This window comes from Kitasatospora sp. NPDC087861 (assembly GCF_044742585.1).
GTDB lineage: Bacteria > Actinomycetota > Actinomycetes > Streptomycetales > Streptomycetaceae > Kitasatospora.
This window is the reverse complement of sequence record NZ_JBIUUS010000005.1, coordinates 96,640-116,679: the sequence shown is the minus strand read 5'-3', so window position 1 is coordinate 116,679 and position 20,040 is coordinate 96,640. Positions and strand designations below refer to the sequence as shown.

The following is a 20,040-nucleotide window of genomic DNA, read 5'->3' as shown; positions in this document are numbered from 1 at the left end:
GATCCACTAGATCCACTGGGTCCACCGGGTCTGCTGGGTCTGCTGGGTCTGCTGGGTCCGCTGGAACTGCTCGGGTCTGCTCAGACGGTCTGGTTCGGCACCTTGAGGTGCTGGGACAGCCACTCCAGCGAGGACGGCAGCAGGGCGCTCCAGGTCTCGAAGTTGTGGCCGCCGTTCTCCAGCATGCTGTAGGAGGCCTTCATCGGGGCCTGCACCGCGTCGACGAAGGCCTCGGTGTCGTGCCGGTAGTTGCCGTCGCCCTTCTTGGTACCGGCCAGCAGCACGGACACCTTCGGCTGCGGCAGGTTCTTCAGCCGCCACATCAGGTTGGCCTCGTCGCGGCGCTGCTTGCTGCCGCCGAAGAGGTCGCCCGTGGTCGGGTCGTCGGCGGCGTCGTAGTAGGCGGAGAGCGCGACGGCGGTCGGGAAGACGTCCGGGTGGCGCATGGCCAACTTGAGGGCGCAGTAGCCGCCGGTCGAGTTGCCCATGAAGGCCCAGGCCTGCGGGTCGGACGAGACCCGGAAGCTCGCCTGGATCGCCGAGGGGACGTCCTTGGTGAAGTACGTGTCGGACTGCGCTCCGCCCGGGATGTCCTCGCACTCGGTGTCCTGCGGCAGGGCCGGCGAGGGGCGCACCATGACCATGACGGTCGGCTGCATCTTCCCCTCCTGGAGCAGCTTGAGCGCCGCGCCCGGGTAGTTGAACCGCGTGATCAGGTTCTCGGCGAGCCCGGGGAAGCCGGTGCTGACGATCACCGCCGGGAACTGCCGCTGCGCGTACTCCGGTTGGAAGTACTGCGGCGGCAGGTAGACGTACCCCTCGGTGGACAGCCGGCTCGCCGCACCGTCGATCCGCACCTTGCGGATCTCGCCGGACTGGCTCGGCTCGCGACCCATCGCGCCGCCGCCCTTGACGGAGGCGTGGCCGATCGTCTCCACGAGCAGCCGACCGGACGCGTCCGCCTTGTTGTGGATCACCACCGGGCCGGTTTCGCCGGTGCCCAGCAGGTCGTCCCAACTGCTGTAGAAGGCGAAGTAGTTGTTCGCCACCAGGCCGAGCGCGGCAAGCACCGTGAGCTGGGTGGCGAGCAGCGCGCCGATCCGGCCGAGCACCGCCTGCCAGGTCTGCCTGGCGAGTCTTGGCCACAGCCAGACCGTGCCGGCCGTCATCACGACGGCGATCAATACGGTCAGCGCCAACACCTTGTGGCTCGTCAGACCCATGTCCTACTTGCTCCCACGCCTCGAACTCCCCGCCCCCTCCGCTCAGGACATCCGAGGTGGTCACCCCGGTTCCCCCGCCGGGGCGCGCGATCACCAACCCTAACGGGGCGGGGAGGCGGAACGGGCGACAGATGACAACTGACAGATAACAGATTTCGAAATCTGTTATCTGTCTGCTGTCATCTGTTCGCCGCCACCGGACCGCCGTCGCCCGCCGTCGACCGCCGACCCGACGGGCGGCTGGACTGCGGGATTCCGGGAGCGGGTGCGGAGGCGCGGGTCCGGCACGAGTACGACCGGGATCGGCAACCGCGAGAGCGGCAGCCGGAGTCGGGCTCACCCCTCCCGGTCGTAGAGCCGCAGCCCCGCCGTGAGTTCGCGCATGCAGCGGGCGCCGAGCTCCCGAGGGGACCCCGGACCGGCAGTGGGGGCGCCGGAGGAGGCCCACTCCTCCAGCGCGACCCGGATCGCAGCGGTCGCCGCGGCGGCGGCCAGGCGGATCTCCAGCGGGTCGGTGCCGTCCGGACACCGACCCGCGAGGACGACCCGCAGCCGCTCCTCGGAGTCGGCGTGGACCCGCTGCCAGGTGCCGTCGAGGCGCGGATCGCGCAGCAGGCTGCGGGTCCACTCCATCGCCTCGACGGCCTCGTCGTCGACCGGGGTCAGCGAGGACACCGCCGAGCGCTCCAGCGCCTCGCGCAGTGGCAGGTCGGCCGGGGCCTCGGCGAGCTGGTCGACCCAGCGCCGCCCGCCCGCCGCCAGCAGCGGGGCGACGGCGTCCTCCTTGACGGAGAAGTACCGGTAGAAGGTGCGCAGCGAGATGCCCGCCGCGAGGGCGATCTCCTCGGCGGTGACCGCCTCGGCCCCCCGTTCGGCGAAGAGCGCGGCGGCGGTGCGGGCGATGTCCATCCGGGTGGCGTCCCGGCGGCGCTGGTTCAGGGTGGGTCGTCCGGTCACAGGGCCAGCCTACGCGGGTCGATGCCACTGTGGCACGTCGCGCCGTAATGACATCCATGGACTTATTGGCACGTTATGCCACTCAGGCGTAACGTGTCTCCTGAGGTCGAGAGGCCACGAACGAACGGAGTACCACCATGGAGCGCTTCAGCGGACGGAACGTCCTGATCACCGGCGGCGGCTCTGGCATCGGCCAGGCCACCGTGCACCGGATCCTCGCCGAGGGCGGGAAGGTCGTCGCCGTCGACGTCAACGAGGACGGCCTGAAGAAGACCCTGGACCGCGCGACCGCCGACGGCACCGCGGACCGCCTGACCATCCAGGTCCTGGACATCTCGGACGAGGCGTCCGTCACCACCGGCGTCGCGGCGGCGATCGGCGGCCTCGGCGGGCTGGACGTCCTGGTCAACGCGGCCGGCATCCTGCGCTCCTCGCACACGCACGAGACCAGCCTGGAGTTCTGGAACAAGCTCCTCGCCGTCAACCTGACCGGCACCTTCCTGATGACCCGCGAGGCGCTCCCGACGCTGCTCGCGGGCGGCGAGGGCGTGGTGGTGAACTTCAGCTCCACCTCCGCGAGCTTCGCCCACCCCTACATGGCCGCGTACGCCGCGACCAAGGGCGGCATCCAGTCCTTCACCCACGCCATAGCCTCCGAGTACTCGAAGCAGGGCCTGCGCGCGGTCTGCGTCGCGCCGGGCAGCATCGACAGCGGCATGACCCACAACCCGGGCCTGCCCGCCGATGCCGACCTCAGCCTGCTCGCCAAGCTCGCCCCGGCCCTCGGCCAGGGCTTCGCGGGCCCGGAGACGGTGGCCGGCGTGATCGCGATGCTGGCGTCCGACGACGGCGCGTTCGTCACCGGCACCGAGCTCCGCATCGACGGCGGCACCCACATGTGATCCGCCGGACGGCATGACGACGCGGGGTCTGGGCCACTCCTCCGAGTGGTTGGTGGCGCAGGCCCCGCTGTCGTGTCGCGTAACGCCCGCCTCAGGGCTCGGGACTCGGGACTCGGGGCTCATGACCCATGGCTCAGCCGAGGCCCCCGTGCCGGGCGGCGGCGATCGGCCCCGCTTATCTGGCCCTGCGCGCGGCCGCGTCGGCGGGCGGCGACCTGCTGACGGCCTCCGCCCGCGCCGCCGTCCTGGACGCGCTGGACGCGCTGGACGCCTGGGACGGCACCCACCCGCCGCTCGGCGGCGACCCCGTCGGCCCGCACCTGGCCGGGCTTGCCGTATCCGAACGGCCGGCCGCCCGGCTCGCCCTGCTCACCGTCCTCGCGCCGTACCGGCTCACGGAGGCCGACGTGTCCGCCTGGCGCGCCGTCCGCCCTGCGGCCGACGGCGGGGCGGAGGAGCGCGGGGAGGGGCGCGAGGTGGCGGACGAAGAGCTGCCGCGACTGCTCGCCTTCGGGGCCGTTCGCAGCAGTCGAGCGGGTGGCGGGGTGGATCGGCGGGTGACCGACCGGCCCGTCCGACCGTCAGCGCAGCGGCTTCGCCATCACGAGCTCCCGGGTGACCCCGTCGGCGAGCGGTTCGCCGGGTTCCGCGAGCGCGGTGAAGCCGTGCCGGCGGTAGAGGGCGAGCGCGGGCTCGTTGCCGGGGATCACCGCGAGGCGCAGCGTGGTGCCGCCGGATGCGCGGGCCCAGCGCTCGACCTCCTCGATCAGGCGGTCGGCGACGCCCCGGCCGCGCGCCTGCGGTCCGACCCACACCGCGCGCAACTCCCGTACGCCGTCGGCGCCGGGGACACCGTCCGCCAGGCCGACCGGGGTGCCGTCCGGACCGTCCAGCAGCGCCGCGACGTGGTGGGCGCCCGGAAGGTGAAGCCGGGCGCGCCAGCGTTCCTCGCCGCCGTGGTGCCAGTCCGCGAGGCGGGCTTTGAAGGCGTGCGGCGCGTCGGTCAGGGCGGCGATGCGCAGGTCGCGCCAGAGCGGCCAGTCGTCGGTCGTGAGGATTCGCAGGATCACCATGGTCGTCACGGTAGAGCGCGGGTGGTGGGCCCTCGCCACAGGCCGTCGCCACAGGCCCTCGCGGAGAGCCGGTCCTGTCGCGGCCAGTCGGCCAGTCGGCCGGGCGGCCGGGCGGCCGGGCGGGGTAGGCCTGAGACGGTTCAGGGTGTGCGCCAGTCGGCGGCGAAGGCGGCGGCCGGGTTGGCGGTGAGCAGGAGGTCCAGCAGTTCGCGGCCGAAGGTGCGGGCGAGCCGTGGGGCGAGGTCGGTGAGCAGCCGGGTCGGGCCGTCGCCCCGGCGCGCGGTGCGGGTGGTGGTGTCGGCGCCGAGGAGCAGCTGGGAGGCGTGGCCCGCGTCGACGAGGTCGGCGATGACGTCGAAGGCCTGGTGGTCGGCCGGGTGGTCGGCCCGGGAGGGGCTGTCCAGCGCGAGGTGGACGCCTTCCGCGGCGAGCTCGCGGTGCAGCCGCACGTCGGGCAGCCGGGTGAGGTGGCCGAGGATGATCCGGTCGGGCGGGACGCCGTGCCGGGCGTGCAGCCAGCGCATCACGAAGTGCGGGTGGGCGCCGGGTTCGAGGTGGACGGCGATCGGGGCGCCGGTGGCGTGGTGTGCCTCGGCGGCCGCGGTCATCACCCGGCGGGTGTGCCAGGTGGTGGTACCGGCGTCGCACGCGACCTTGATCAGGCCCGCCCGGACACCCTCGGAAGCGCCGTGCGGTTCGGTGGGCGGCTTGGTGGGCGCCCCGGCGGCTGGTTCGGTGGTGAGCCCGGTCGTGAGGTCTGAGATGAAGCGTTCGGCGAGCCCGTCGTACAGGGTGGGGAGGGTGTCCGGGTCGTAGTGGGCCGCCTGGTGCAGGCCGGTGCCGGCGACGACGTGGACACCGGTCGCACGGGAGAGCTTCGCGAGCGAGCCCGCGCCGCGGCCCATGCCGTACGGGGTCCACTGGACGAACGAACGGCCGCCGACTGCCGCGAATGCGCGCAGGACGCCCTCGGCGGCGGCCGGGTCGTCCAACTCCTCACCGGGCAGCAGGGGGCTTCGGATGAAGAGGTGGTCGTGGGAGTCGGTGACGCCGAGTTCGGCGGGGTCGAGGTCGCCGAGGACGGTGCGGACCGTTCGGACGGTGTGGACGGTGCGGACGGTGTGGACGGTGCGGACGTCACGGGTCATGCCTGGCCCTCCCGAGTGGGGGCCGTCGTGGTCGGGACCGCCTCGGTCGGGGCCGCCTCGGCGAAGGTGGCGGTGGCGACGCGCAGGCCGGCCAGGGCCTTGGGGACTCCGACGTAGGGGGCGAGGTGGACGATGACCTCGGTGACCTCCTCCCTGGTCATGCCGATCCGCAGGCTGTTGCGGACGTGGTCGGCGAGCTGCGGCTCCACGCCGCCGAGGGCGGTGAGCGCGGCCAGGTTGGCCACCTGGCGGTCGCGCAGGGCGAGGCCGGGACGCTGATAGGTGCCGCCGAAGAGACTGGTGACGATCCAGTCGGGGAAGCCGGGCGCGAGGCTGTCCAGGCCGCCGAGGGTGGTGGCGGCGACCGGGCCGGCGAGGTCGGCGAGGAGGGCGTAACCGGCTTCGCGGTCCCACGGGGCGGGGGTGAGGTCGGTCGGCGTCATCGGGGCGGGGGCCGGGGCGGCGGGGACGGCGGGAGTGGTGGGAGTGGTGGGGACGGCGGGAGCGCTCATCAGGGTGGCGAAACCTTTCACCAGTGCCGGCCGCTGGGCAGCCGGTCGAGTTCGGGACGGGACAGGTGCAGCACCTGGTAGCGGGTGCCGGGCGCGTCATCCGGGGCCGGGCCCTGCCAGAGGGCGAACCGGAGCAGCTCCCAGCGGTACGGGTCCACCGCGACGGCCGCGGTGTGCAGGGCGGGGTGTGCCGGGAACCCGGCGAGGGCCTGCTCGACCGCCTCGGCGGGATCGGCACCCTCGGGGAGCCGAACGGTGTGGCGGGTGGCGGTGGTCGCGGGGGAGTCCGGCGCAGCGCCCCGGGCCGGACCGCTGCCGTGGGCCAGACCGGCGCCGAGCCAGTGCCGGACGGCAGGGCGGCCGAAGTCCGCGCTCAGGCCGCGAAAGCCCGGGCCCCAGAGGAAGCTGTTCATGCCCTCGGCGGTCCGCCAGAGGTAGAACGGCGCGTACTGGTTGACGGGCGACCCCTCGTGGCCGCGCTCGCGGACCAGGTACGCCTTGAGCCCGAGGCCGGGGTAGGCGTCCAGGAGACGGCCCTTGTCGGCGACGCGTTTGCGGATGATCCCCATGTCGTAGTCGGCGGGGAGGGTGATCTCGTACTGCATGGCGTGCACGGCGGGTCTCCTCGGTGGTCGGATCCTCGGGAGGTCGGGCGGCGCGCGGTACGGCGCAGTGCAGCGCGATACGGCGCAGGTCCGGCGCTGGACGGCGCGGTGCGGCGCGTCAGGTCGTACGGTGCGCGGCGAGCAGGCCGAGGGCGCCGCGCACGGCCTGTTCGAAGGGCTCGGCCCGGCCGGCCGCGCGGGCCAGGACGTAGCCGCCCTGGACGACGGCGACCACGGCGGCGGCGGTGTCGACCGGGTCGACGCCGAGCACGAGTTCGCCGGCGGCCTGGCCCTCGGCCACCAGTTCGGCGATCCGGTCGCGCAGCCAGTCGAAGGTCTCCTCGACGGGGGCGCGCAGCCCGGGGTCCGCGATGACGTCCGGATCCTGGGCCATCCGGCCGATCCGGCAGCCGCGCAGCACGTCGCGGTCGCGGAGCAGATAGGCGGCGATGCGGTCGTACGCCGTGCCGGGGGCGGACAGGTCGGCCTCGGCCACGCCCCTCAGCTGCTCGGCGCTGCGGCGCAGGGCGGTGGCGGCGAGGTCGGGCTTGCCGGTGAAGTGGTGGTACATGCTGCCCTGGCCGACACCGGCGCGCTGCTGGATGGCCTTGGGGCTGGTGCCGACGTAGCCGCGCTCCCAGAGGAGTGCCTGGGTGCTCTCGATGAGGCGGTCCTGGGTGGTCATACGGATCACTGTACATACCAGTAGGTACAGTGGGCCAGGGGTCACCTGGCTGCGACCGGGGCGCAGGGCCGGCCGGCCCCGTCCGGGGGACGGCCAAGGGCCGTGCGCCGCCCCCCGGCGGCCACGGCCCTTGCCCGCTCGTCTCCCCCTCCCCGCCGGCCGCCACTCCATCGCGACCGGTGGCGCGCGTCACGTCGGGCGGGCGCTCACGGCAGCTCGCGCCGGATCACCGGGGCGACCTCTGCGGCGAACAGCTCCAACTGCTCCCACTGCGCCCCCTCCGTCAACGCGTCGATTCCGATGCCGACCACCTCGTTGCCGAAGGCCTCGTGATAGCGGTGGATCTTCTCGACCACCTGCTGCGGGCTCCCGACCAGAGCCGACCCGTGCTCCAGCGCGTCCTCCAAGGACGTGAACGGGGACTTGTTGTGCCGGCCGGCCGCCGAGTCGAACATCGCGTTCCAGTACGGACGGAAGCCCTCGACCGCGTCCTGCGAACGCTTGGCGACGTACAGCCCGCCGAAGCTCGCGCCCACCCGGGCGTCCCTCGGGTCCCGGCCGTAGTGCACCCAGTGTTCGCGGTAGTGCTCCACCAGGGAGCGGTACTTGGCCAGCGGGTGGAAGGAGTTGGCGGAGAAGAGCGGACCGCCGTAGCGGGCGGCGAGGTCGGTCGACTGCGTGCTGGTCGCGCTGCCGTGCCACACCGGGATCGGATCCTGGAGCGGGCGCGGCGAGACGGCCGCGTCCTTGAGCGGCGGACGCGTCGACCCCTCCCAGGTCACCCGCTCCTCGCGCCAAAGCCGCCGCAGCAGCTCGTAGTTCTCGGCGAGCGCGTCCCACTGGCGCTCCTCGGGGAGGCCGAACAGGTCGAAGTGGCGCGGGTCGTTGCCCTTGCCGATGATCAACTCGACTCGGCCACCGGAGAGTTGGTCAAGCAGGGCGCAGTCCTCCGCGACCCGGACCGGGTCCAGGGTGCTCAACACCGTCACCATGGTGAACAGTCGGATGGTGGAGGTGCGGGCCGCGATCGCGCTGAGCAGCACCGGCGGCGCCGGGGAGAGGAACGGCGCACCGTGCCGCTCCCCCACGCCGTAGCCGTCGTAGCCGAGTTGCTCGGCCGCGACCGCCTGGTCGATGACGTTCCGCAACTTCTCCTGCGGGGTGCGCTGGACGCCGGTCACGGGATCGGGGCCGTTGGCGACGAGGGACGAGACGGTGAACCGCACGGCGGTCTCCTTGGGGGCGCTCGATGGGACCTCGGCACGGAACCCGGCCCGCGAGGCGCGGACACGGCAGCCGAGGGGCGGGACCGCGGCCCGCGGGGAGCGCCGCGCTACGGGCTGCGCTCCCGCGGGCGGCACCGGGAGGGGATCGCGGCGGAGCGGCTCTGGGGCGGCGTCAGCGCGAGGTGCTGCGGCGGCGGCGACAACAGCGGGGCGCGGCGGCGGTGACGGTCGGGATTTCAGCGGTGCCGGAGGTTGTGACGGCGGCAATGACGGCGGCGGTACCGGCGGTCGCGGTTGTGGTGACGGCCCGGACGGTCATCGCGCCTCCCCCTTCGCCTCGCAGTTCGCCTCGCACGCGTACGATCCTCCGCGAGCATAGGCACCGGTCAGAAACGGGGCAAGGGCTTGATCCACCGGCGGCGGCTGGCAAGATGTCCGGCATGAGCTACCTCGCCGCGGATGACCGCTATGCCTCGATGACCTACCGGAAGGCCGGCCGCAGCGGCGTTCAGCTGCCGGCCGTCTCGCTCGGCCTCTGGCACAACTTCGGTGACGCCCAGCCGCTGGAGGTCCAGCGCGCGGTGCTGCGCCGCGCCTTCGACCGGGGCATCACCCACTTCGACCTCGCGAACAACTACGGCCCGCCGTACGGCAGCGCCGAGCGCAACTTCGGCTACCTGTTCGCCCAGGACTTCCGCCCGTACCGCGACGAGCTGTTCATCGCCAGCAAGGCCGGCTGGGACATGTGGCCCGGCCCGTACGGCAACGGCGGCAGCCGCAAGTACCTGCTGGCCAGCCTGGACCAGTCGCTGGGCCGGATGGGGCTGGACTACGTCGACGTCTTCTACTCCCACCGCTACGACCCGGACACCCCGCTCGAGGAGACGATGGGCGCGCTGGACAGCGCGGTCCGCTCGGGCAAGGCGCTGTACGCGGCGATCTCCAACTACCCGGCGGAGCAGCACCGGGAGGCGGTGGCGATCCTGCGCGAGCTGGGCACGCCGGTGCTGCTGAACCAGTCCGCGTACTCGATCCTCAACCGGTACGTCGAGGAGGGCGTGCTGGACGCGGTGGGCGAGACCCAGACCAGCCTGATCGCCTACTCGCCGCTCGCTCAGGGACTGCTGACGGACCGCTACCTGTCGGGCGAGGTGCCGGCCGGATCGCGGATGTCGGTCGGGCGGTTCCTGACCGAGGAGGCGCTCACCGGACCAAAGCTGGAGCAGCTGCGGGCGCTCAACAAGGTCGCCGAGCGCCGCGGGCAGACCCTGGCCCAGCTCGCGCTGTGCTGGGTGCTGCGCGATCCACGGGTGGTCTCGGTGATCATCGGCGCGAGCAGCGTCGCCCAGCTGGACCAGAACATCGACGCGCTCGCGGGCGGCCCGCTGACCGAGGAGGAGCTGGCGGAGATCGACCGGCTCAGCCGCTGAGCGGGGAGCACCGGGGGCGGGTGGACGACTGACAGATGACAGCTGACAGATTTCATCATCTGTCAGCTGTCATCTGTTATCTGTTAGTCGTCAGCCGGTGGCCAGTGGCCGTCAGCGGCGGATGCCCAGGGCGGGCAGAACCGTCTCTGCCACGCGGTGGGCCTCCTCCAGCAAAGGGTTGCCGGAGAGGATGAAGGTGTCGACGCCCAGCGACTCGAACTCCTGCAGCCGCTCGATCACCTGGGCCGTGGAGCCGACCACCGCCGTACCGGGGCCGGGACGGAACAGGCTCATCCCCGGCCAGAGGTTCGGGTAGGCCTCCAGCTCCCGGGCCCGCGCGGGCACCTTGCCGCCGTGCTGGCGGAACTGCCGCTGCCAGCCGACCCCGTCCTCCCCCTTGGCCCCGCCCAGCTGCCGGGCGTACGTGGCCTCGCTGGTGACGTCGAGCAGGCGGTCGGCGGCCGCCCAGGCCTCGTCCTCGGTGTCACGGACGATCAGGTGCAGCCGGAGCCCGATCCGCAGGCTCCGGCCGTGGGCGGCGGCCCGGTTCCGGACCAGGTCCAGCTTCTCCTTGAGCAGGTGCGGCGGCTCGCCCCAGGTCAGGTAGACGTCCACGTGCTCGGCGGCCATCTCGATGCCGGCCGCCGAACTTCCGCCGAACCAGAGCGGGATACCGCCCGGCTGGACCGGCGCCAGCTCCCGCAGGCTCGCACCGGCGTTCTTCAGCTCGTAGAACTCGCCCTTGTGGTCGAAGACTTCGCCGGCCGTCAGGCGCTTGACGATCGACCAGTACTCGGCGCTGAGCCGGTAGCGGTCGTCGTGCTCGACGTCCAAGCCGTACTCGCGCAGTTGCGCGGTCGAGCCGTTGACCACGTTGAACCGCAGCCGGCCGCCGTGCAGATGATCGAAGCTGAGCGCCATCTTCGCCAGCAGGGTCGGCGAGACCAACCCCGGGTGAACGGCCAGCAGTGGCTTGAACTCCGGGGTGGTGGCCGCCGCCAGCGCGCTGCCGAGCGTCCACACGTCGTAGAGGTCGGTCGCGAGCAGGGCGCCGCTGTAGCCCAACCGCTCGACGCTGCCCGCCAGTTGCTGAAGGTAGTGGAGGTCCACCGGGCGTCGGCCGGCCGGCTCCCACGGGTAGTGGCCCTCGCGCGGGATGATGTACCAGAGGACTTCGGAGGCCACGGCTCAGACCGCCTTGGCGAGCGCGGCGGCCACCGGGGCCTCCAGCTCGGGCAGATGGGCGTCGGCGACGGTCAGCGCCCGGTCGATGAACCCGACCCCGTGGAAGATGTCCGCGGCCTCCTGCTGCTCGGCGATGAACCCGGCGGTGGCGGGCTCCAGTTGCCACGGCAGCGCCTCCAGCGCGGTCTGCCAGTCGCCGGCCGAGCCGCCCAGCTGCTCCGCCGCGATCGCGGCCGCCTCGGCCGGGTGGACGGACACCCAGGCGTCCGCCCGGCGCAGCGCGGTGGCGATCGCGGCGACCACCTCGGGGCGCCCGGTCGCGAAGGCACGGCGGGTGAAGAACACCGAGCGGTCGGTGATGACGTCGCCGGTGCGGATCAGCTCGCGAAAGCCGCCGCTGCGGCGGGCGGCGGCGAGTTCGGCGCCCTGGGCGATCCACCCCGCGATCTCACCGTCGCGCAGGCGCTGCGCCTGGTCCTCATCGGCCGCCGGGCGCACCGGAGTGATGTCCTCGGCATACGAAAGTCCCTGCGTGAGCAGGGCCTTGGCGAGCAGGTGGGTCTGCCAGGATCCGATGCCGAGCACGACGGTGCCGCCCCTGAGGTCCGCCACCGTCCGGACCGGGCCGGAGTCCAGCACCAGCAGGGCGCCGTGGTCGGGGCGGGGCGCGGAGACCGCCGCGTACACCAGGTCGTGGCCGGCCGCCTGGGCGGTGACCGGCGGGGTCGAACCCGTGCCGCCGAAGTCGATGGTGCCGTCGGCGAGCAGCGCGCCGGTGCGGGTGCCGTCGGCGTAGTGGTGGAAGGCGCCGGTCTCGCCGAGCGGGGCCAACTCCTCGTCCAGGTAGGGCAGGCGGGCGAGGTAGTAGAGCGAGGGGTTGCTGGCGTGGACGCCGAGGGTCACGGTCATCTGTTCAACTCCGGTGGTGCGGGCGTGGGTTGCTTCGGAACGGATCGGTGGGCGGCCGGCGGATCAGTGGACGCCGAGGTCGGCGAGCAGTCGGCGGCGCAGGTCGGCGAAGGCCGGGTCGGCGGGGTCGCGGGGGTGGTCGACGGTGACCGGTTCGTCGCGCACGAGCAGGCCGTCGCGCAGGACGGCGACGCGGTCGGCGAGCCGGACGGCCTCCTCCACGTCGTGGGTGACCAGGAGCACGGCGGGACGGTGGCGGCGGACCAGGTCGCCGACCAGGTCCTGCATGCGCAGTCGGGTGAGCGCGTCCAGCGCGGCGAACGGCTCGTCGAGAAGCAGCAGTTGGGGTTCGCGGACGAGCGCCCGGGCGAGGGCGACACGTTGCGCCTCGCCTCCCGAGAGAGTGGCCGGCCAGGCGTCCGCGTGCTTCTCCAGGCCGACCTCGGCGAGCGCCTTGAGTCCGGTCTCCCGGGTCGCGGCGCCGCGCGGCAGACCGACCGTGACGTTGGCCAGCACCCGCTTGGACGGGACGAGTCGGGGCTCCTGGAAGACCACCGTACGGACCGGCGGAACGAGCACGGTGCCCTCGTCGGCCTGGTCGAGCGCGCCGAGGATACGCAGCAGGGTGGTCTTGCCGGTTCCGCTGGCGCCCAACAGGGCGACGAACTCGCCTCGGGCGATGGAGAGATCGACGCCGTCGAGGACGGCCCGGGTGCCGAACACCCGGCGCAGGCCGCGTAGATGGACCGCCGGGGTGGTGGCCGTGGACGTGGCGGTCACGGACGTGACGGTCGTGGACGTGGCGGTCACGGACGTGGTGCTCATCGGGCTGCTCCCTGGACGGCCTGGCGCCACGGCATCAGGAGGCGTTCCAGGACCCGGACGACGGCGTCGGCGGTGAGGCCGAGCAGTCCGTAGATCAGGATGCAGACGGCGAGGATGTCGGTGCGCGAGTAGTTCTGTGCCTGGGCCATCAAGTACCCGATCCCCTCGGTGGAGTTGATCTCCTCGGCGGCGATCAGGGCGATCACGCTGAGCGTCATGGACAGGCGCAGCCCCGACAGCAGGGCGGGCAGCGCGCCGGGCAGGACGACGGTGCGCACGATGGCCCAGCGGCCGAGCCCGAAGCTGCGCATCGCCTCGACCAGCTTGCGGTCGGTGTTGCGGACACCGCCGGAGGTGGACACGTACATCGGGAAGCTGGTGGCGACGCCGATCAGGGCGACCTTCGCGGTCTCGGTGATACCGAACCACACCATGAACAACGGCACCAGCGCCAGGAACGGGACGGTGCGCAGTACCTGGATCGCGGAGTCGAGCAGCTCCTCGCCGAGCCTGGTGAAGCCGGTGACCACGCCGAGCACCAGCCCGGTGGTGGCGCCGAAGAACAGGCCGAGGCCGGCCCGGGTGAGGGAGACGCCGAGGGCGTCGGTGAGCTGGCCATTGCCCCACAACTCGCCGACGGCTTCGGCGACCTGGGCGGGCGAGGCGAGGACGTCCTGGGTGAGGGCGCCGGTGGCGGAGGCGAGTGCCCAGCCGCCGAGCAGGGCGAGCGGGCCCAGGGTGCGCAGGATCACGGCGAGGGCGCGCGGGCGGGGCCTGGACCGTCTGGTGTGCGGGGTGACCAGTCCGGCGTCGAGGGCGGCTCGGGTGTCGTCGGCGGTGCGTTCGGGGGCGGCCGTGGTCACTTGGCACCGTCCCCGAGCTTGTTGATGTCGATCAGGTAGGGCTTGACGTCCACGAGCTGCTTGGTGACCTTCTGGTCGGCGAAGAACCGGGCGACGGTGCCGAAGCGGGCTGTGTCGGTGTCGGTGATGGCGTCCGCGGCGGCGCCCTGCCCACTGACGTTCACCGCGATGTCCTTCTCGGCGGGGGTGACGGCGGTCGGACCGGAGTCGGTGAAGACGTTGAGGTAGGCGGCCGGGTCGGCCTTCTCCTTGAGGCCGTTCTCGCGCAGGTAGGTGTAGAAGGTCTCGACCACCTCGGGGTGCTTGTCGGCGAAGCCGTTGCGCACGGCCCAGACGGCGTAGTTGTCGGAGCCGACCTCCTTGCCGTTGACCAGGAAGTGCGCCCCGGCGTTGGCGATGGTGGGCGTGGAGAAGGTGTTCCAGGTCGCCCAGGCGTCCACCTGGCCGGAGTTGAAGACGCCGGCCGTCTGGTCGGCGCGCAGGTAGACCCGTTCGACCTTGTCGGCCGGGACGCCGTTCTTCTCCAGTGCCTTGAGCAGCAGGTACTCGGCGGTACCGCCCTGGGCGACGGCGACCTTGCGGCCGACCAGGTCCTGGACGGTCTTGATGGGCGAGTCGTTCTTCACCAGGATCCCCTCGCCGACGCCGTCGGGCGCGGTCTGGGCGAACAGCTTGAAGCCGGGCTTCTGGGCGAGCGCGGCCACGGCCGAGGTGATCGAGCCCTGGGCGACGTCCAGTTGGTCGGCGGAGAGGGCCTGCGCGGCGGGGGCGAACGGGCCGGCGCTGCCGGTCCAGGCGACCTTGGCGTGGACGGCGGCCAGGGCCTTGTCCAGCGAGCCGTCCTTCTTGCCACGGGCGAGGAACCCGTTGTTCCCGGGGTCCGGCAGGCGGAGCACCACGTCGGCCTTACCGCCGGCCCCGCCGTCGGCGGAGTCCTTGGCCCCGTCGGCGGACGAGCCGCAGGCGGCCAGTGCGGTGGAGGCGAGCAGCGCGGTGGCGGCGAGGGCGAGGCGGGAGGTGTTCACGGGGGGTCTCCAAACGAAGGACAGGTGATAGCTGACAACTTTCAAAATCTGTTATCTGAAATCTGAAATCTGTCCGCTGACATCTGTTAGTTGTGATCTGTCGGCCGGCTGGAGGCGCAGGGCCGCCGCAAGCTGGACCGGGTGCCGCGAGCAAGCCGGGCCGGGCACCGCCGAGCGGCCCGGCGCTCAGCCGCCCGCCGTGGCGCGGCGCCGTTCGCGCAGCAGCTCGTGGGCGGCGCGCAGCGGCTCCGGGTCGGCCCAGGTGCGGATGTCGACCGGGGCGGCGAGGAATCCCCGCTCCCCGAGGAATCGTTCCTGCTGCGCCAGCAGTTCCAGGCGCTCCGCCGAGAGGTCCAGGTGCAGCGTGCGGTGGCTGCCCGGTGCGTACGCCCCGGCCACGCCCTCGGCGCCCGCGCCGGTCTCGGCCTGCAGGATCCGCACCACCTCCGCCGGGTGCTCGGCCGCCCAGTCCGCGGCCTCCAGCAGCACAACGAGGAAGCGGGCGACCAGTTCCGGCCGCTCGTCCAGCAGCCGCTGGTGGACGGTGACCGGTCGCGGCGTCCCGTTGTTGACCCGGGCCCGGCGCTCCGGCACGGCGTCCAGTTCCACGGCCACCTCCGCCCCGATCCGGCGGGCCGCCTCGACGGCCAGCGCCCCCTTCACGTACACGGCGTCCACCACGCCGTCCCGCAGTGCGGCCAGTTCGGCGGCCCACTGCCCGCCGCCGGGGGCACCGGGGACGTCGACCAGTTCGGCATCGTCCAGGGTGAGTCCGGCGAGGCTCAGGGCGCCGCGGAAGCCGGCCAGGGCCATGGCCCGCCAGAAGTCGATGCCGATCTCATGATGTGGGATCGCCAGCCGCAGACCGCGCAGTTGGCCGGGCCCGGTCACGCCGCTGCCGGCCCGGACCAGGACCACCTGGCGCTCCTCGATCCAGGTGAGGCCGATCAGCCGGGTCTCCTCGCCCCGCGAACGGGCCCACAGCGCCGGAACGTTGCCGCCCTCGCGGAACAGTCCGGTGAGCGCGTGGGTGTAGTGATGGTCGGCGGCCACCTCCGGCGGGGCGTCCTGGAGCGAGCGGACGGCGATCCCGTCTGCGGCGAACTCGCGTGCGAGCCGCCCCTGGTCGGCGGCGATCCCGGTGGCGGTGGGCACCGGGCAGCGGGTGAACCAGAGGGTGTCGGGGGCGCTGGGGGAACGGCTGGGCACGGTGTGGTCCTCTACGGAGGGCTTCGGCGGGCGCCGGAAGGCTGCGGGGCTGGGCACGCCACACGGGTCACGGGTCCCGGAGCGTCGGGGAGTTGAACGGTGCGGGCACGCCGGAACGTACGGCGCGAGGGGAGCGTCAGCGACAACACGCGCAGGAGGCGAGGCACCGGTGGGTCGTCACGGCGTCGCTCCTTCCTGCGGGCTGGGGGTGCGGTGGTGCGCCGGACGGGGCGTCCGGCGCGATGTGAGGAGCGTTCCACGCCGGACGAGCCGGGGGCAAGGTTTTGCCACATGGTGGGATCACTTGTTCATCAACGCCATTCCATTGCAACGTCGTCGACACAATCCCGCAGCACCCGCTGCCCTACGCTGAGACTCCTCACCGGTGGTCCAGCCGGATTCCCGAACCGAAACGCGAGGTGCCATGGCCGAGGCCGCCACCGCCGTCCAGAGCCCGCCGGCCGGCGCGCAGGCCGTCCAGCGCGCGCTGGGGCTGCTGCACTGTTTCCACGACAACGGCCCCGGCCTGAGCGCCTCCGACCTGGCCCGCCGCATGGACCTCTCGGTCTCCACCGCGCACCGGCTGGCCCGGACGCTGGTCAGCGCCGGTTTCCTGGAGCAGGACGAGCAGACCGCGCGCTACCGGCTCGGCCCGGCGGTCGCCGAACTCGGCCAACTCACCTTCCACCAGCGCGGTCTGCACCTGGCCGCACCCGAGCTGGACCGGCTGTCCCGGCGTACCGGCGCGACCGCCGACCTCGCGATCCGCAGCGGTCCGCACGCGGTGATCCTGGTGGGGGCCTCCGTCCGCCCGGACACCGGTCTCGGCTTGCGCCGGCCGCTGCACTCCACGGCGCTCGGCAAGGTGCTGCTGGCCTGGCCGCGCCCGGGCGAGCCGACGGTGTCGGCGCTCGGTCCGCTGCCGTCGTTCACCGACCGGACGATCACCGAACCGGCGCTGCTCGACGAGGAGTTGGCGAAGGTCCGGTCCGCCGGGCACGCGCTCAACGACGGCGAGTCGGCCGCCGGGGTGCGGACGGTGGCCGTGCCCGTCCTGGACGGCGCGGGGCAGGCCCGGTTCGCGCTCGCGGTCCGCTCGACCCCGGCACACCTGACCGACGACCGCCTGGACTGGTTCCTCGGCCACGCCCGCGCCTGCGCCGACGCGCTCGCCGTCCTGCTCCTACCTCCCGATCAACGTGCCTGACTGACAGTCAAATCAGTGCAGCGGACCGCCCGTTCCACGGGAGAACGGGCAGTCCGCTGCGACAGGGCGCCGATGGCCGATCAGTTGGCCGGGGTGTACTTGTAGCCGACCCGGCGGACCGTCACGATGGTGTCGCGGTAGGCCGGTCCGAGCTTGCGGCGCAGCCGGGCGACGTGCACGTCGACCGTGCGGCCGTCGCCGACGTGCCCGTAGCCCCACACCGCCGAGACCAGGTGGTCCCGGGTGTGCACCCGCTGCGGGTGCTCGGTGAGGTGCGCGAGCAGCTCGAACTCGAGGTACGTGAGGTCGAGCAGCCGCCCGTCGACGTAGGCGTTGCGCCGCTCGGTGTCGACGGCGATCCCGCGCCCGGCCGGGCGGACCGGACGGACGCCGACGGGCGCGGACACACCGCCCGGCACACCAGCGGGCGCACCGCCGGGCACGCCCGAGGGTCCACCGAGGGAGGAGCGAGTGGACGCACCGCTGGCCACCGCCGCCGGAGCGGTCGCCACCACCGGGCTGTCGGCCGGCACGAGCACCAGGTACCCGACCATCGGACTCCCGGTGGAGCCGCCGAACTGCGCGCCGTACTGGGCGAGTAGACCCTGCGGCAGCGCGCCCTGCGGCAAGGCGGCGACGACGGTCGCCCCCTCGGGCAGCGCGGCGAGCAGGGCCTGCGGAGCCGGCGGGAGGAGCGCGCCCGGCTGGGGCACGACTCCCGCGCCCGCCGGACGGGACGGGGCCGCGTGGGAGGGCCGGACCGGAGCGCCGGGCCATCGTTCCGCGGCCGGCGCGCCGTGCGAGTGCGGGGAGGCGGAGGAGCCCGGAGCGCCGGCGGCGCCGGGGCCGGCCGGGATGACGCCGGGGACCGAGCGGACCGCGCGCAGGTGCGGGGTCGCGGTGGGCAGGGGCAGGGTGGCGGTGGAAGAGGAAGACATGGTGTGCCGCTCATTTCGCGCGTGACGGACGGGGTGGAGTCGTCTGCGCGTCGACCGGGCGTGCTGCGGGGCTGATCCGGAATCAGCCTGCGGAGGGCCGGGACGCGCTGGGCGAGCCCGGACACGTCTGATCGAACAGGTGCGGCTGCCGGGACGGCCAGAACGGCTCAAGGTCGAGGCGACCCTGGTGGCCGTCCCCGACGCGGTCCGCGCGCCCGTTCCACCCCCTGGCCAGTCCACCGGCGCGCATCGCGGAGGCCGCCCCGGTCGTGCGGGGACGGCCGGCGATGCCGGGGGCGGGGCTGGTGCAGGCGATGTTCACTGGTGGTCTCTCCGCGAGGCGGGGCCGGATCGGCGGCCGCGGGCGCGCCGGATGGGGCGGGTCCGTTACGGCCTGGTCGACGGGTTTGGCGGTGCGTCAGACGGCGGCCGGGTGGGCCGGGAGCGTCGGGGACGAACCGGGAAGGGGCCGGCCGGTCAGCGACAACAGGCGCTGCAGATCAGCGCCTGGTCGATGTAGCGGCGGACGGTGAGTACCGGCGTGACGGGGGCGGGATCGGTGGTGGCGCGTCGCTGGCCGACGGTCATCCTGCTGCCCTCCCCCTGGCTCTGTGCGACGGCGCGCCATCGTCGGTGCGCGCCTGCGTGAACGGAACGTTTCCGGCCCTCCCGACGGCATGGCCGGGCGGCTTTCGTGCCCAGAGCCTTCCACGCCGCGCCGGTCTAGGCAACCTTCAGCGCGCCGAACGTCCGGGATGCGGACAGCCGAATGAGACGTCAGTCGGGTCGAAGGCTCTGTGGAGCCTCTGCGCGGGTGCCGTGCCCGGCCGATGCGCGACCATTCTCGGCCGGGCACGGCCCGAGCGCACCCGGGGTACGGCCGGGCACGGCCGGGGTGCGGCCGGGGTACGGCCGGGGTACGGCCGGGGTATGACTCGGGCGGAGGCCGGACAAAGCTCCGTCAGGCCCGGGCCGGGGCGCGGTTGCGACGGGCGGCAGCGTGCTCGACGAGTGCGACCAGGAGGTCCTTCCCGTCCTCCCGTAGGCGCGCGTCGCACAGCAGTACGGGGATGTCCGGGTCGAGGTCGAGGGCGTCCCGGACCTCGTCCGGGGCGAACCGCTCGGTGCCGTCGAAGCAGTTCACCGCGACCACGAACGGGATGCCGCGCTGCTCGAAGAAGTCGACCGAGGGGAAGCAGTCGGCCAGCCGCCGGGTGTCCGCGAGCACCAGTGCGCCGAGCGCGCCACGCGCCAACTCGTCCCAGACGAACCAGAACCGGTCCTGCCCGGGCGTGCCGAACAGGTAGAGCGCGAGTCCGGGCCGCAGGTCGATCCGGCCGAAGTCCATCGCCACGGTGGTGGTCCGCTTCGCCTCCACGCCCGAGGTGTCGTCGACCGGGCGGCCCAGTTCGCTGAGCTCCTCCTCGGTGCGCAGCGGCCGGATCTCGCTCACCGAGCCGACCAGCGTGGTCTTGCCCGCGCCGAAGCCGCCCGCCACCAGGATCTTCACCGCGACGCCCGGACCGCCGCGCCAGCGCGGGTCGTTGGCGCGGCCGCCCGGGGTGTCGCCATCATGGTCAGAGCGCACGGAGTCCATTGATCACGTCTCGCAGCAGGCGCTCGTCCGGCAGCTCGGCGAGCGGAACGGGTCGGGTGACGCTGATCAGCTCGGCGTCGTAGAGGTCGCCGAGCAGCACCCGGACGACGCTGACCGGCAGGTCGGTGTAGGAGCCCAGTTCGGCGACGGACAGCGGCTCGCGGCGGCACCAGGCCAGGATGGTCTGGTGCTCCGGGTCGAGGACGTGCGCGGGCACGGCCCCCGCGTTCGGCCCGGGCTCGGCGGCGGTGATCAGCGAGATCAGGTCGAACAGGCCCTCCTCGACCGGCCGGGTGCGGCCGCGGGTCATCGAGTAGAGCCGCACCACCGGGCCGGCCTCGTCGTCGAACCAGCGGTCGTCGACCGGGGTGCGCGGGCGGAACAGGTCGGCCTCGGACGCGTCCTGACCCACCTGCGCCGTCCCCGACACTCCCGACACGCCCGATGCCGCCGACGACTCCGAGACCCCCGAAGCCCCCGGCGCGTCCGCACCGACCGACGCGTCCGGACCGACCGGCACC

21 protein-coding genes are annotated in these 20,040 nt (G+C 73.2%); 3 read left to right on the top strand and 18 right to left on the bottom strand.

The features are described from left to right. Window positions 1-80: 80 nt before the first annotated feature. Complete coding sequence (locus ACIOJE_RS09970) at window positions 81-1,223, bottom strand: esterase family protein (protein ID WP_280679383.1); 1,143 nt, start codon at window positions 1,221-1,223, stop codon at window positions 81-83. A 336-nt stretch (window positions 1,224-1,559) separates the two neighbouring features. Continuing rightward, window positions 1,560-2,180, bottom strand: coding sequence for a TetR/AcrR family transcriptional regulator (locus ACIOJE_RS09965; protein ID WP_280679381.1), 621 nt, complete (start codon window positions 2,178-2,180; stop codon window positions 1,560-1,562). Between the two features lie 137 nt (window positions 2,181-2,317). Between ACIOJE_RS09965 and ACIOJE_RS09960 the strand changes: the two genes are divergently transcribed. Continuing rightward, window positions 2,318-3,082: an SDR family NAD(P)-dependent oxidoreductase gene (locus ACIOJE_RS09960; protein ID WP_400774805.1), complete on the top strand. Its 765-nt coding sequence runs from the start codon at window positions 2,318-2,320 to the stop codon at window positions 3,080-3,082. Between the two features lie 581 nt (window positions 3,083-3,663). Here the strand turns inward: ACIOJE_RS09960 and ACIOJE_RS09955 are convergent. The 7 genes from ACIOJE_RS09955 to ACIOJE_RS09925 form a co-directional block, all read right to left on the bottom strand. Further along, the gene (locus ACIOJE_RS09955) at window positions 3,664-4,155 is read right to left on the bottom strand and encodes a GNAT family N-acetyltransferase (RefSeq protein ID WP_280679376.1); all 492 of its coding nucleotides are present in this window, start codon (window positions 4,153-4,155) and stop codon (window positions 3,664-3,666) included. Window positions 4,156-4,295: 140 nt separating this feature from the next. Beyond that, the gene (locus tag ACIOJE_RS09950; RefSeq protein WP_400774802.1) at window positions 4,296-5,303 is read right to left on the bottom strand and encodes a phosphotriesterase; all 1,008 of its coding nucleotides are present in this window, start codon (window positions 5,301-5,303) and stop codon (window positions 4,296-4,298) included. Further along, entirely contained in the window at window positions 5,300-5,815 is a 516-nt protein-coding gene (locus tag ACIOJE_RS09945; RefSeq protein WP_400774799.1) for a carboxymuconolactone decarboxylase family protein, read from the bottom strand. Before ACIOJE_RS09945 ends, ACIOJE_RS09950 begins: the two co-directional genes overlap by 4 nt. A gap of 17 nt (window positions 5,816-5,832) precedes the next feature. After that, window positions 5,833-6,429, bottom strand: coding sequence for a DUF4865 family protein (locus ACIOJE_RS09940; protein ID WP_400774797.1), 597 nt, complete (start codon window positions 6,427-6,429; stop codon window positions 5,833-5,835). A gap of 109 nt (window positions 6,430-6,538) precedes the next feature. Then, complete coding sequence (locus ACIOJE_RS09935; RefSeq protein WP_280679368.1) at window positions 6,539-7,105, bottom strand: TetR/AcrR family transcriptional regulator; 567 nt, start codon at window positions 7,103-7,105, stop codon at window positions 6,539-6,541. Between the two features lie 206 nt (window positions 7,106-7,311). After that, window positions 7,312-8,331, bottom strand: a complete 1,020-nt coding sequence (locus ACIOJE_RS09930) for an LLM class flavin-dependent oxidoreductase (RefSeq protein WP_400774794.1) — start codon at window positions 8,329-8,331, stop codon at window positions 7,312-7,314. A gap of 172 nt (window positions 8,332-8,503) precedes the next feature. Then, window positions 8,504-8,650: a hypothetical protein gene (locus tag ACIOJE_RS09925; protein WP_280679364.1), complete on the bottom strand. Its 147-nt coding sequence runs from the start codon at window positions 8,648-8,650 to the stop codon at window positions 8,504-8,506. A 121-nt stretch (window positions 8,651-8,771) separates the two neighbouring features. Here ACIOJE_RS09925 and ACIOJE_RS09920 point away from each other — a divergent pair, with 121 nt between their 5' ends. Beyond that, window positions 8,772-9,761: an aldo/keto reductase gene (locus ACIOJE_RS09920; protein WP_400774793.1), complete on the top strand. Its 990-nt coding sequence runs from the start codon at window positions 8,772-8,774 to the stop codon at window positions 9,759-9,761. 111 nt (window positions 9,762-9,872) lie between these two features. Here the strand turns inward: ACIOJE_RS09920 and ACIOJE_RS09915 are convergent, their stop codons facing one another. The 6 genes from ACIOJE_RS09915 to ACIOJE_RS09890 all read right to left on the bottom strand — a co-directional run bounded on the left by ACIOJE_RS09915 (window position 9,873) and on the right by ACIOJE_RS09890 (window position 15,777). Next, the gene (locus ACIOJE_RS09915) at window positions 9,873-10,946 is read right to left on the bottom strand and encodes an LLM class flavin-dependent oxidoreductase (RefSeq protein WP_400774791.1); all 1,074 of its coding nucleotides are present in this window, start codon (window positions 10,944-10,946) and stop codon (window positions 9,873-9,875) included. A gap of 3 nt (window positions 10,947-10,949) precedes the next feature. Continuing rightward, window positions 10,950-11,855, bottom strand: a complete 906-nt coding sequence (locus tag ACIOJE_RS09910) for an ABC transporter substrate-binding protein (RefSeq protein ID WP_280679358.1) — start codon at window positions 11,853-11,855, stop codon at window positions 10,950-10,952. Between the two features lie 63 nt (window positions 11,856-11,918). Then, the gene (locus ACIOJE_RS09905; protein ID WP_400774788.1) at window positions 11,919-12,680 is read right to left on the bottom strand and encodes an ABC transporter ATP-binding protein; all 762 of its coding nucleotides are present in this window, start codon (window positions 12,678-12,680) and stop codon (window positions 11,919-11,921) included. Further along, window positions 12,677-13,543 (bottom strand): ABC transporter permease, encoded by an 867-nt coding sequence (locus ACIOJE_RS09900; protein WP_400774786.1) that lies wholly within the window; start codon window positions 13,541-13,543, stop codon window positions 12,677-12,679. The genes ACIOJE_RS09905 and ACIOJE_RS09900 overlap by 4 nt, the downstream gene beginning before the upstream one ends. Continuing rightward, window positions 13,540-14,568 carry an NrtA/SsuA/CpmA family ABC transporter substrate-binding protein gene (locus ACIOJE_RS09895; protein ID WP_400774784.1) on the bottom strand — a complete coding sequence of 343 codons (1,029 nt, stop codon included), beginning with the start codon at window positions 14,566-14,568 and terminating at the stop codon, window positions 13,540-13,542. Before ACIOJE_RS09895 ends, ACIOJE_RS09900 begins: the two co-directional genes overlap by 4 nt. A gap of 186 nt (window positions 14,569-14,754) precedes the next feature. After that, window positions 14,755-15,777 carry an ABC transporter substrate-binding protein gene (locus ACIOJE_RS09890; RefSeq protein WP_400774782.1) on the bottom strand — a complete coding sequence of 341 codons (1,023 nt, stop codon included), beginning with the start codon at window positions 15,775-15,777 and terminating at the stop codon, window positions 14,755-14,757. A 424-nt stretch (window positions 15,778-16,201) separates the two neighbouring features. Between ACIOJE_RS09890 and ACIOJE_RS09885 the strand changes: the two genes are divergently transcribed. Beyond that, complete coding sequence (locus ACIOJE_RS09885) at window positions 16,202-16,984, top strand: IclR family transcriptional regulator (protein ID WP_400774779.1); 783 nt, start codon at window positions 16,202-16,204, stop codon at window positions 16,982-16,984. A gap of 80 nt (window positions 16,985-17,064) precedes the next feature. Here the strand turns inward: ACIOJE_RS09885 and ACIOJE_RS09880 are convergent, their stop codons facing one another. The 3 genes from ACIOJE_RS09880 to ACIOJE_RS09870 all read right to left on the bottom strand — a co-directional run bounded on the left by ACIOJE_RS09880 (window position 17,065) and on the right by ACIOJE_RS09870 (window position 19,931). Then, the gene (locus ACIOJE_RS09880) at window positions 17,065-17,922 is read right to left on the bottom strand and encodes a winged helix-turn-helix domain-containing protein (protein ID WP_400774777.1); all 858 of its coding nucleotides are present in this window, start codon (window positions 17,920-17,922) and stop codon (window positions 17,065-17,067) included. A 961-nt stretch (window positions 17,923-18,883) separates the two neighbouring features. Next, window positions 18,884-19,519 carry a GTP-binding protein gene (locus ACIOJE_RS09875; RefSeq protein WP_400774775.1) on the bottom strand — a complete coding sequence of 212 codons (636 nt, stop codon included), beginning with the start codon at window positions 19,517-19,519 and terminating at the stop codon, window positions 18,884-18,886. Next, entirely contained in the window at window positions 19,500-19,931 is a 432-nt protein-coding gene (locus ACIOJE_RS09870) for a DUF742 domain-containing protein (protein WP_348534108.1), read from the bottom strand. Before ACIOJE_RS09870 ends, ACIOJE_RS09875 begins: the two co-directional genes overlap by 20 nt. Between the last annotated feature and the right edge of the window lie 109 nt (window positions 19,932-20,040).